Here is an 11,608-nt window from a genome sequence, read left to right on the forward strand (position 1 = left end):
CTGCTATGTCCTTCCCGCTCCTTACGGTGACGGCGGCACTTCCGGCAGTCGGTGCGATCGCCACCGCCGCGGTGCCCGCCGCGCGGCGGACCGCAGCCAAGTGGCTGGCGCTGCTGTTCTCGCTCGCCACACTCGTGCTCGCCGCGATCGTGCTCGTACGGTTCGAGCCCGGCGGCGACCGCTACCAGCTCACCGAGTCGCACGCCTGGATCAAGGACTTCGGCGTCCGGTACGAACTGGGCGTCGACGGCATCGGGGTGGCGCTGATCGCGCTCACCGCGCTGCTCATCCCGTTCGTCATCGGCGCCGGATGGAACGACGCCGAGCCCCAGGAGACCGGCAGCAAGCGCTGGCGGCCCACCCAGGGATTCTTCGCGCTGATCCTCATGGTCGAGGCGATGGTGATCCTCTCCTTCGAGGCCACCGACGTCTTCCTCTTCTACATCCTGTTCGAAGCCATGCTCATCCCGATGTACTTCCTCATCGGCGGCTTCGGCGACCGGGCCCACGCGGGTGGGGACGAGGCGGCGGCGACCCAGCGGTCGTACGCGGCCGTGAAGTTCCTCCTCTACAACCTGGTCGGCGGACTGATCATGCTGGCCGCGGTCATCGGTCTCTACGTCGTCGCGGGGAGCTTCTCGCTCTCCGAGATCGCGGAGGCCCGGGCCGGCGGTCAGCTGGAGATGGCGACCAACACCGAGCGGTGGCTGTTCCTCGGCTTCTTCTTCGCCTTCGCGATCAAGGCGCCGCTGTGGCCGCTGCACACCTGGCTGCCGAACGCGATGGGGGAGGCGACCGCTCCGGTCGCCGTGCTGATCACCGCGGTCGTCGACAAGGTCGGCACCTTCGCGATGCTCCGCTTCTGTCTCCAGCTCTTCCCCGAGGCATCCAAGTGGGCCACGCCGGTGATCCTGGTGCTGGCGCTGATCAGCATCGTCTACGGCGCGCTGCTCGCGGTCGGCCAGCGCGACATCAAGCGGCTGGTCGCGTACGCCTCGATCTCGCACTTCGGCTTCATCGTCCTGGGCATCTTCGCGATGACCTCCCAGGGCCAGTCGGGCGCGACGCTCTACATGGTCAACCACGGGATCTCGACGGCCGCGCTGATGCTGGTGGCCGGCTTCCTGATCACCCGGCGGGGCTCGCGGCTCATCGCGGACTACGGCGGAGTGCAGAAGGTCGCGCCGGTGCTCGCCGGCACCTTCCTGATCGGCGGCCTCGCGACCCTCTCGCTGCCCGGACTGGCGCCGTTCGTCAGTGAGTTCCTGGTCCTGGTCGGCACGTTCGCGCGCTATCCGGTGGCCGGCATCATCGCCACCTTCGGCATCGTGCTCGCCGCGCTCTACACCCTCGTCCTCTACCAGCGGACGATGACCGGGCCGGTGAAGGCCGAGGTGCGGAGCATGCCCGACCTCAAGGCCCGTGAGCTGGCGGTGGTGGCGCCGCTGATCGCGCTGCTGATCTTCCTCGGCGTCTTCCCGAAGCCGCTGACGGACATCGTGAACCCGGCGGTCGAGCACACGATGTCCGATGTCCAGGAGAAGGACCCCCAGCCCGAGGTGGAGGCGGCCAAGTGAGCGCTACAGCTGTCCACAGCCTGTGGACGACGGCGGCCGCGGCCGCACCGACGCCGCCGATCGACAAGATCCCGGCCCCTCACATCGAATACGCCCAGCTGGCACCGGTGCTGATCGTCGTCGGCGCCGCCGTCCTCGGTGTGCTGGTGGAGGCGTTCGTACCGCGCAAGGCCCGGTACCACACCCAGCTGTTCCTGACCGTCGTCGCTCTCGCCGCCGCGTTCGCCGCGATCGTCGGGCTCGCCGCCGGGGGATACGGCACCACCAAGGCGCACATCGCCGCGATGGGCGCGATCGCCGTCGACGGTCCCGCGCTGTTCCTCCAGGGCACCATCCTCCTGGCGTCGATGGTCGCGGTGTTCACCTTCGCCGAGCGCCGGCTCGATCCGGAGGCGCACGGCAACCGCGTCGACTCGTTCGCCGCACAGGCCGCCTCGGTGCCCGGCAGCGACAGCGAAAAGGCCGCGGTCAAGGCCGGGTTCACCACCACGGAGGTCTTCCCGATCGCGCTGTTCGCGATCACCGGCATGCTGGTCTTCCCGGCCGCCAACGACCTGCTGACCCTCTTCATCGCGCTCGAGGTCTTCTCCCTCCCGCTGTATCTGCTGTGCGCGCTCGCCCGGCGAAAGCGGCTGATGTCGCAGGAGGCCGCGGTGAAGTACTTCCTGCTGGGCGCCTTCTCCTCCGCGTTCCTGCTCTTCGGCATCGCCCTGCTCTACGGGTACGCGGGCTCCGTCTCGTACGCCCGGATCGCTGCCGTCGTCGACGGCAGCGTCCGCACCATCGACCCGGCGCTCGCCGACACCATGGGCAATGACGCGCTGCTGCTCATCGGCGCCGCGATGATCCTGATGGGACTGCTCTTCAAGGTCGGCGCCGTCCCGTTCCACATGTGGACGCCGGACGTCTACCAGGGAGCGCCGACGCCCATCACCGGCTTCATGGCGGCGGCGACCAAGGTGGCCGCGTTCGGTGCGCTGCTGCGACTGCTGTACGTGGTGCTGCCGGGGCTGCGCTGGGACTGGCGGCCGGTCATGTGGGCCATCGCCATCGTCACCATGCTGGGCGGCGCGATCGTGGCGATCACGCAGACCGACATCAAGCGGCTGCTGGCGTACTCCTCGATCGCGCACGCCGGCTTCATCCTGGCCGGTGTCATCGCGACGACGCCCGACGGCATCTCGTCCGTCCTGTTCTACCTGGCGGCCTACTCCTTCGTGACGATCGGCGCGTTCGCGGTGGTCACGCTGGTGCGGGACGCGGGCGGCGAGGCGACACACCTGTCCAAGTGGGCGGGTCTGGGCCGTCGTTCACCACTCGTGGCGGCCGTGTTCGCCGTGTTCCTGCTGGCCTTCGCCGGCATTCCGCTGACGTCCGGCTTCTCGGGCAAGTTCGCGGTCTTCAAGGCGGCGGCGGAGGGCGGCGCGGGTGCGCTGGTCGTGGTCGGTGTGATCTCGTCCGCGATCGCCGCGTTCTTCTACATCCGGGTCATCGTGCTGATGTTCTTCAGCGAGCCGAAGGCGGACGGCCCGACGGTGGCCGTGCCGTCGGTGCTGACGACGACGGCGATCGCCGTCGGTGTCGCGGTGACGGTGGTGCTGGGTGTGGCCCCGCAGTACTTCCTGGACCTGGCGAACCAGGCCGGGGTGTTCGTGCGGTAGCCGTGCGCCACATGGTCCACGAAGGGCCCGACTCCCTCGGGGGAGCCGGGCCCTTCGTCCGTGCCGTGCGGGGCACCTGTCGGCGGGGCCGGGGGCCTCAGGCGCGGGCCGCGTAGGCCCTGACGTCCGCGTCCGGGTCGTGCACCGCCGTCGCCAGGGCCGCGCGGGCCTCCTCGGCGGACGGATGACGGAGCAGGGCGAGAACCGCCGCCTTGCGGACATCCGCGGAGGCGTCGCCCAGTGCCTTGGCCAGCGCCGGAACCGCCGTACCGGAGGCCGCCCCGCCGAGCGCGGCCGCGGCTCCGGCGCGGACCTGCCAGGCAGGGTCGTCCAGCGCCCCCACGGCCGCCTCCGCCACCTCCGCGGGGCAGCCCGTCGCGCCGAGCGACTGGAAGGCGGCCGCGCGCACGAGGACATCGGGGTCGCCCAGGAGCCGGGTGAGCGGGCCGAGGACGTCGGCCGGGGGAGCCGTCACCGCCGCAAGGCCCTTCGCCACGGTGACGCGGACCTCACGAGCCGCGTCGGCGGCGGCCGCCGTCAGCTCCCGGACGGCGTCCACGGAGACGAGCGCACGGACCGTCTCCACCCGGACACCGAGATCGGGATCGTCCAGGCCCGGGGCGAACAGGGCCGTGCTCCCCAGCCGCAGGGCGCGCAGGAGGTCGAGCGCCGCGGCCCGGACCACCGGGTCGGCCGAGGAGAGGCCCGCGACCAGCGGGGTGCGCAGCGCCGGCTCCGGCGGCAGGGTCTCGACCAGTTCACGCAGAGACTCCGCGGCCACCGCCCGCACGCCGGTGTCGGGGTCCGCGAGCGCGGCGGCGAGCGCCGGACCCGTGCCGTCGGGGGCGGTCTCCGTCAGTGTGGCCACCGCCGCCCGCCGTACCGCCGGATCAGGATCCGCCAAGTAGGGGGAGAGCGACGCCAGTTCGGGCTGACCGTCGGCGAGCGCCACGAGCTCCAGGATGCGCGGCGAGTCGGTCGCCGCGCGCTCCGGGGCGCTGGTGCGGGCGGCGATGCGCGAGCCGGTCGGGGCGGCCTCGCGCGGCCCCGCCGTCGCCACCTGCTCCGGCCTGACCTCCCCGATATGGCGGGAGGCACCGCCGACCGGAGTGAACTCCTCGACCGGTACCAGATACGGCTCCACCGGCCGCGCCGTGAACTCCATCGCTCCCGAGGGCGCCTTGCGCAGATCCAGATGGTGCAGCCAGCCGCTGTCGTCGCGCTGCGGATGGTCCGTGCGCTCGTGGTAGAGACCCCAGCGGGACTCCGTACGGGCGAGCGAGGAGCGGGCCGCCATCTCCGCGCAGTCCCGGATGAAGCTCACCTCGGCGCAGCGCATCAGCTCGTGCGGCGTCGTGGCGCCCATCTCCGCGATCTCGGCGCGCATCCGCTCGAAGTGGTCCACGGCGAGCGACAGCCGGGCACCGGACTTGGGCGGCGCCACATAGTCGTTCACGAACCGGCGGAGCTTGTACTCGACCTGCGGCTGCGGCGGGCCGTCCGGATTCCGCAGCGGCCCGTAGGCCAGTTCGTGGGCCTCCGTCAGCTGGTCCGCCGGGAGTTCACCGGTGTACGCCCGGTACTGCGCCGCGTCCTCACCGGCCAGATCGCCGAAGACGAACGCTCCGATCATGTAGTTGTGCGGCACGCACGCCAGATCGCCGGCCGCGTACAGCCGGGGCACGGTCGTGCGCGCATGGTCGTCGACCCGCACCCCCGACGCCGAGTGGCCCCCGCACAGTCCGATCTCGGAGATGTGCATCTCGATGTCGTGGGTCCGGTAGTCGTGGCCCCGGTTCGCGTGGAAGGTGCCCCGGGTCGGGCGTTCGGTCGTGTGGAGGATGGACTCCAACGCGGCGACCGACTCCTCGGGCAGATGGCTGAGCTTGAGATAGACCGGCCCGCGGTCGGAGGCGAGTTCGGCGGCGAACTCCGCCATCATCCGCCCCGACCAGTAGTCGGAGTCGACGAACCGCTCGCCGTGCCGGTTCACCTGGTAGCCGCCGAAGGGATTGGCGACATAGGCGCAGGCCGGGCCGTTGTAGTCCTTGATCAGCGGGTTGATCTGGAAGCACTCGATGCCGGTGAGTTCGGCGCCCGCGTGGTAGGCCATGGCATAGCCGTCACCGGCGTTCGTCGGGTTCTCGTACGTGCCGTACAGATAGCCGCTCGCGGGCAGACCGAGGCGGCCGGCGGCGCCGGTCGCGAGAATGACCGCACCCGCGCGGACCGTGACGAACTGCCCGGTGCGGGTGTTGAAGCCGGCCGCGCCCACAGCCCGGCCCTCCGCGGTCAGCACCCGGACCGGCATCACCCGGTTCTCGATGCGGATCCGCTCGCGCATCTCACGGCGGCGCAGCCTGCGGTAGAGGACCTTCTTGACGTCCTTGCCCTCGGGCATCGGCAGGACGTACGAGCCGGAGCGGTGGACCTGGCGCACCGCGTACTCGCCGTGCTCGTCCTTCTCGAACTTCACGCCGTACGACTCCAGCCGCTGCACCATCGCGAAGCCGCGGGTGGCCGTCTGGCGGACGGTGGACTGGTCGACGATGCCGTCGTTGGCGCGGGTGATCTCGGCGACGTAGTCGTCGGGTTCGGCACGGCCGGGGATGACGGCGTTGTTGACGCCGTCCATGCCCATGGCGAGGGCCCCGGAGTGGCGGACGTGCGCCTTCTCCAGCAGGAGCACGTTGCTGCCGTGCTCGGCCGCGGTGAGGGCGGCCATCGTGCCGGCCGTGCCGCCGCCGATGACGAGGACGTCGCAGGAGAGCTCCTCGGCGTCGGTGAGAGCGGGGATCTGCACGGTCGTGCCTTTCACTGGGATCCGGTGCTGCCGAGGGACGCGAGGACCTCGCGGCGCAGTGCCACGGTCGCCGGGTCGCTGTGCGCTTCGCGCTCGCGGGGACGCGGTACGTCCAGGACGCGGCCGGTGCCGAGGAGCGCGAGCCGGTCGCCGAGGAACACGGCCTCGTCCACGTCGTGGGTGACGAAGACGACGGTCGCGCCGGTGTGCCGCAGCACGTCGACCAGCAACTGCTGCATCCCGGAACGGGTCTGGGCGTCCAGCGCGCCGAACGGCTCGTCCATCAGCACCGCGCGGGGCTCGCCGGCGAGCGCGCGGGCGAGCTGCACCCGCTGACGCTGGCCGCCGGAGATCCGGTGCGGGAAGGTGGGCCCGTACCCGGCGAGGCCGACGCGCTCCAGCCACTCGTCCGCGGTCCTGCGACGCACGGCGCGGGCGACCCCCTGGATGGCGAGGGGCAGTTCGACATTGGCGCGCACGGTACGCCAGGGCAGCAGCGCGTCGTCCTGGAAGACCAGCGCACGCTCGGCGCGGGGGGCGGAGATGGGCCCGCCGTCCTGGGTCACCTCGCCGCCGAGCGGCGGGAGCAGCCCGGCCAGGGTGCGCAGCAGCGTCGACTTGCCACAGCCGGACGGCCCGACGACGGTGAGGATCTCACCGGGCGCGACATCGAGATCGACACCGTCGAGCACGGCGGTCCCGTCCCGGCCGAGCGCGACGGAGCGGAGCGTGAGCCGGGCTCCGGGATGTGCGACAGGGGCCGGGGCGAGGGCGGTTTCGGGGGGTGTGGTCACGGGGCGACGCCTCCTCGGAGAGAGTCCGGCCGCGCCGCCCGTCGCAGCGCGGGAGTGCGGGTCCGGGGGCGGGACACGGTGTCGCCGGCGGGCCGGGGCAGCCAGCGCGTCAGACGGCGGCCCAGCACCTCCACGGCCGTCGAGGTGAGCCAGCCGAGCAGGCCGATGGTCGCCATGCCGACGAAGACCCCCGGGTAGTCCACGACCGTGTAGTCCTGCCAGGTGCGGTAACCCACCCCGTATTCGCCGGAGATCATCTCCGCCGAGATCACACAGATCCACGAGACGCCGATGCCGACCGACAGTCCGCCGAGAATCCCCGGCAGCGCGCCCGGCAGTACGACCGAGCCCAGCACACGGGCGCGGCCGCCGCCCATCGTGAGGACCGCTTCCTCCCAGACCGGGGTCAGGGCGCGTACGGCGTGCCGGGTCGAGACCATCACCGGGAAGAACGCCGCGGTGAAGGTGATGAAGACGATTCCCTGCTCGTTGCTCGGGAAGAGCAGGATCGCCACCGGCACGAGCGCGATCGCCGGTATGGGGCGCAGGACTTCGAGGACAGGGCCGAGCAGATCCGCGGCGAGCCGTGAGCGGGCGATCGCCGTACCGACCGCCACGCCCGCGACCGCCGCCAGCACGAATCCGGTGACGATGCGGGTGAGGCTGTCGGTCAGGTCCTGCCAGTACGTCCCGTTGCCGACCCGGTCCCCGAAGGCGCGCGCGACGTCCGTGACGGTGGGGAACTGGTCGAAGCGCAGCCACAGATCGACGTCGTACGCCGTGAGCAGTTGCCACAGACCGAGCGCGCCGGCCAGGGACAGGGCCCGCAGCGCGTGCCGCGAGGTCATGACACCTGCTTCAGGGCGTCGGCGTACGGCAGGGTCCGCGCCCCCGGGTGGCCGGCGATGTACGCCGAGGCCGCCGAGGGGGTGACGAAGGGCAGCAGCCGGGGGCCGTCCGCCACCCAGACCGCCTTGTCCGCGAACCAGAGAGTGCCGGTCGTCGTGTCGGGGACGTACGCGGCCCGGACCGCGCCGGTGTCCGCGGCGATGTGGCGCAGCAGTTGGTCGGGGGTGGCGAAGGACCGCGTGGTGCCGCTCCTGAGCCACACCTCGCTGCGCGCGGGAGCGGCTGTCGCGGCGAGCGCCCGCGCGTACCGGCCGCCCAGCGCCCGCTTGACGTACCGGTCGTCGACGAAGGCGTCCACGTCCACATCACCGACCAGCCGGGCCGACTTCAGTACCGGAACGTCCTTCTTCAGGGCCGCGACCAGGGCGGGCTTGACGGTCGGGTCGAAGGTCGCGATGCCATTGGCGCCGTTGTAGAGGTAGACGACCTCGGGCGGCAGACCGGTGGCCTTCGCGACCGATTCCGCCGCCGCGACGGGCCGCTCCCGCAGATACTCGGTGGCCTTCTCCTGCGCGCGCAGGAAGTCCTCCAGCACGGCCGGCCGCTTCTTCGCGAACTCCTCGCGCACGGTGACGCCGTGGAAGGTCGGCAGGTTCAGTTCGGCGCCGTCGTACAGGGCCTTCGCCCTGCCCTGGAAGGCGAGCAGCCCCGGCCAGGCCACGAACTGCGAGAGCGCGTCCGCGCTGCCCGCCTGAAGGGCCGACGCGCCCACCGCAGGCTGCTGGTTGAGCTTGCGGATGTCCTTCTCCGCGTCGATGTCCGCCCGCTGGAGCGCCCGGACGAGCGTGCCGTCGGCAGCGGATCCCACCGAGGTGGACACCTTCTTGCCGCGCAGGTCGGCGAGCGACGACAGCCGGGAACCGGGCGCCGTGACGATGGTGTTGAGGCCGCCGCGCAGGTTGTAGCCGGTGACGGAGACGAGCCGGGTCGGCCGGTTGAGCTGCTTGCCCCGAGCCGCGTTGATCAGCAGCGGGAAGTCGCCCATCGAGCCGATGTCGATCTTCCCGGCGGTCATCTGGGCGGTGATCGGCGCTCCGGTGGCGTAGTCCTGCCACTTCACCTTGTAGGTGATCCCGTCCCGGGCGCCGCGCGCCTTCAGCTCCTGCTCGAAGTAGCCCAGCGAGCGCAGCAGGGTGCCGGCGGTGACGGTGTTGATGGTCTTGGACTGGTAGCCGACGGTCACGGTGACGGTGCCGGAGTCGCCGGCGTTCGCGTCGCCGCCGCACCCGGTGGCGAGCGGGACGACGAGGGCCGCGGCGAGGGCGGCGGGAAGTGCGGTGCGTGGCAGAAGCGCTGTGCGTGTCATGGGAGTTCGGACCTCTCGACCGTGCCGGCTCACCGGAGCAGATAGGGCATGTTGACCGTGACCGCGTCGGTGGGGCAGCGGGCCGCGCACGGGCCGCAGTACCAGCACTCGTCCACGTGCATGAAGGCCTTGCCGCTGTCCGGGTTGATGGCGAGGGAGTCGAGCGGGCACATGTCGACGCAGAGCGTGCAGCCGTCGATGCACTTGGACTCGTCGATGGTCACGGGCACGTCGGCGCGCTGGGGTGCCAGAGGCATGGCTGTCTCCAGGAAACGGGTGCGGAGGGTGGGAGTGCGGGTCAGAGGGCGCGGTGGAGCAGCCCGCTCATGGCGATGCGGTCGCCGCGGAAGCGGATGAACTCCAGGTCCACGGGCCGGCCGTCGGCGAGATGGGTGAGCCGCTCCAGCATCAGCACGGCGGAGCCGCGCGGCGCTTCGAGCACGGCGGCGGAGTGCGCGTCGGCGTTGACGGCCTCCAGGGTGATCTCGGCGGTGCCGAGCGGCTGTCCGGCCAGGGTTTCGAGGAGCCGGAACACATCGGTGTGCTCCAGGTCGCAGCCGAGCAACCCGGTCCCGAGGTCCATCGGGACGTAGGTGAGGTCGAGTGAGAGGGGCAGGCCGTTCAGCCGGCGCAGCCGCTCGATGCAGAGGACGTCGCTGTGTTCACGGAGCCCGAGCCGCCGCGCCACGGGTGCGGGCGCGGTGACGGGGCCGACCGTACGGACTTCGTTGGTGACGTCGCCGTGTTCGTGCAGGGTCTCGGCGAGACCCTGCAACCGGTCCAGGCCGTGCGAGTACTTCTCGGACACCACGACGGTGCCGACGCCCGGCTGCCGTTCGATGAGCCCTTCCGTGCGCAGCAGGTCGAGTGCCTGCCGGACGGTGTTGCGCGATACGCGGTACTCCTCGCCGATCGTGCCCTCCAGCGGCAGGGCGCCGCCGGGGAAGCCGCCTGTGCGCACCTGGTGGCGCAACAGGTCGGCGAGCTGTCGTGCCCGGTCCGCGCGCAGCAGCCGCCGTCGTGCGGCGGCGACCGGCACGGCGTGTTCACGGATGCGTTCGGCTGGCATGCGGTGGACGATACCGACGGAGTGTCGACGGTGGTGTTGCCAGAGTGTTGCGCCATGCCCGGGACCGGGAGCACCGCGTTGACCTGCGATTTTTCGAGGCCTCGGGGAAGATCTGCCACCGGGCGGCGCGCGGCGGGGCGGGAATGTGCCGCCCCCGCCCCGCCGTTTCAGCCGGTGCCCCGCGCCCTCTCCGGCCGGGTCGTGCCCCGCCGGTGTCGGCCGGTGCGCCGTGCCCCGCTCGGGTCGTGCTCCGTCCGGTCAGGCCGAGGGGACGATCCTGCCGGACACCTCGCCGAGCCCCACGCGTACGCCGTCCGGGCCCGGAGCCCAGGCGGTCATCGTCACCACGTCGCCGTCCTCCAGGAAGGTCCGCTTGCCCTCGGGGAGTTCGAGCGCGTCCCGGCCGTTCCAGGTCAGCTCGAGCAGCGAACCGCGCTGGCCGACCTCCGGGCCGCTGACGGTGCCGGAGCCGTAGAGGTCACCGGTGCGCAGGGACGCGCCGTTGACCGTCATGTGCGCCAACTGCTGTGCGGCCGTCCAGTACATCGTGGCGAACGGCGGCTCGGCGATCACATGTCCGTTGACCGCCACGCTGATGCGCAGGTCGAAGCCGCCCTTCTCGTCCTCGGCGGAGTCGTCGAGGTAGGGCAGCAGTTCGCGGTCGCGGGCCGGCGGATCGGTCCGCGCGGCGTCCAGGGCCTCCAGCGGTGTCACCCAGGCGGAGACGGAGGTGGCGAAGGACTTGCCGAGGAACGGGCCGAGCGGCACGTACTCCCAGGCCTGGATGTCCCGGGCCGACCAGTCGTTGAGCAGCGACAGACCGAAGACGTGGTCGCCGAAGTCGCCGAGGGCCACCGGCGTACCCATCGCGGAGGGGGTGCCGACGACGAAGCCGACCTCCGCCTCGATGTCGAGCTTCACGGACGGCCCGAACACGGGAGCGGCGTCGGCCGGTGCCTTGCGCTGGCCCGAGGGGCGTACGACATCGGTGCCGGAGACCACGACGGTGCCCGAGCGGCCGTGGTAACCGATCGGAAGGTGCTTCCAGTTGGGGGTGAGCGCGTCCCCGTCCGGCCGGAAGATCCGGCCGACGTTGGTGGCGTGGTGCTCGCTCGCGTAGAAGTCGACGTAGTCGGCGACCTCGTAGGGAAGGTGCAGCGTGACCGCGTCCAGCGGGTGCAGCAGCGGCTCCATGTCCGCACGGTGCCCCGGCACGGTCACCCAGGCGGTGATCGCGCGCCGCACATCGCGCCAGGCGGTACGGCCCGCCGCGAGCAGGGGGTTGAGGGTCGGCCTGGCCAGCAGGGCCGCGTAGGGCGAGCCGAGGGTGTGGGCCGCCGCACCGGCATCGAGCACATGGTCCCCGATGCGTACGCCGACCCGGCGGTGACCGGGGTCGTCCGCCGTGCTGAAGACGCCGTACGGGAGGTTGTGCGGGCCGAAGGGATCGCCCTCGGCCAGATCGAGCGGGCTCTGCTCGGACATCGGT

Annotated in this window: 9 protein-coding genes; 2 read left to right on the forward strand and 7 right to left on the reverse strand. The window is 71.7% G+C overall.

The features are described 5' to 3' along the window. Positions 1-5: 5 nt before the first annotated feature. Positions 6-1,577 carry an NADH-quinone oxidoreductase subunit M gene (locus tag ACFWU3_RS00070; protein ID WP_384428840.1) on the forward strand — a complete coding sequence of 524 codons (1,572 nt, stop codon included), beginning with the start codon at positions 6-8 and terminating at the stop codon, positions 1,575-1,577. Then, positions 1,574-3,238: an NADH-quinone oxidoreductase subunit NuoN gene (gene nuoN, locus ACFWU3_RS00075; protein ID WP_384428843.1), complete on the forward strand. Its 1,665-nt coding sequence runs from the start codon at positions 1,574-1,576 to the stop codon at positions 3,236-3,238. Before ACFWU3_RS00070 ends, nuoN begins: the two co-directional genes overlap by 4 nt. 97 nt (positions 3,239-3,335) lie before the next feature. Here nuoN and ACFWU3_RS00080 read toward each other — a convergent pair whose 3' ends face one another. From ACFWU3_RS00080 to fahA, 7 genes are all read right to left on the reverse strand, one after another. Beyond that, positions 3,336-6,041, reverse strand: a complete 2,706-nt coding sequence (locus ACFWU3_RS00080; protein WP_384428846.1) for a fumarate reductase/succinate dehydrogenase flavoprotein subunit — start codon at positions 6,039-6,041, stop codon at positions 3,336-3,338. Between the two features lie 11 nt (positions 6,042-6,052). Further along, positions 6,053-6,835 carry an ABC transporter ATP-binding protein gene (locus ACFWU3_RS00085; protein ID WP_384428849.1) on the reverse strand — a complete coding sequence of 261 codons (783 nt, stop codon included), beginning with the start codon at positions 6,833-6,835 and terminating at the stop codon, positions 6,053-6,055. Beyond that, positions 6,832-7,683, reverse strand: coding sequence for an ABC transporter permease (locus ACFWU3_RS00090; protein ID WP_384428852.1), 852 nt, complete (start codon positions 7,681-7,683; stop codon positions 6,832-6,834). The genes ACFWU3_RS00085 and ACFWU3_RS00090 overlap by 4 nt, the downstream gene beginning before the upstream one ends. After that, on the reverse strand, positions 7,680-9,050 hold the full coding sequence (locus tag ACFWU3_RS00095; protein ID WP_384428855.1) for an ABC transporter substrate-binding protein: 1,371 nt from the start codon (positions 9,048-9,050) through the stop codon (positions 7,680-7,682). Before ACFWU3_RS00095 ends, ACFWU3_RS00090 begins: the two co-directional genes overlap by 4 nt. 29 nt (positions 9,051-9,079) lie before the next feature. Beyond that, positions 9,080-9,307: a ferredoxin family protein gene (locus ACFWU3_RS00100; protein ID WP_266533934.1), complete on the reverse strand. Its 228-nt coding sequence runs from the start codon at positions 9,305-9,307 to the stop codon at positions 9,080-9,082. 41 nt (positions 9,308-9,348) lie between these two features. Continuing rightward, positions 9,349-10,119: a GntR family transcriptional regulator gene (locus ACFWU3_RS00105; RefSeq protein WP_384428859.1), complete on the reverse strand. Its 771-nt coding sequence runs from the start codon at positions 10,117-10,119 to the stop codon at positions 9,349-9,351. 258 nt (positions 10,120-10,377) lie between these two features. Continuing rightward, complete coding sequence (gene fahA, locus ACFWU3_RS00110; RefSeq protein ID WP_384428862.1) at positions 10,378-11,604, reverse strand: fumarylacetoacetase; 1,227 nt, start codon at positions 11,602-11,604, stop codon at positions 10,378-10,380. Between the last annotated feature and the right edge of the window lie 4 nt (positions 11,605-11,608).

It is taken from the genome of Streptomyces sp. NPDC058685, from assembly GCF_042714725.1.
GTDB lineage: Bacteria > Actinomycetota > Actinomycetes > Streptomycetales > Streptomycetaceae > Streptomyces.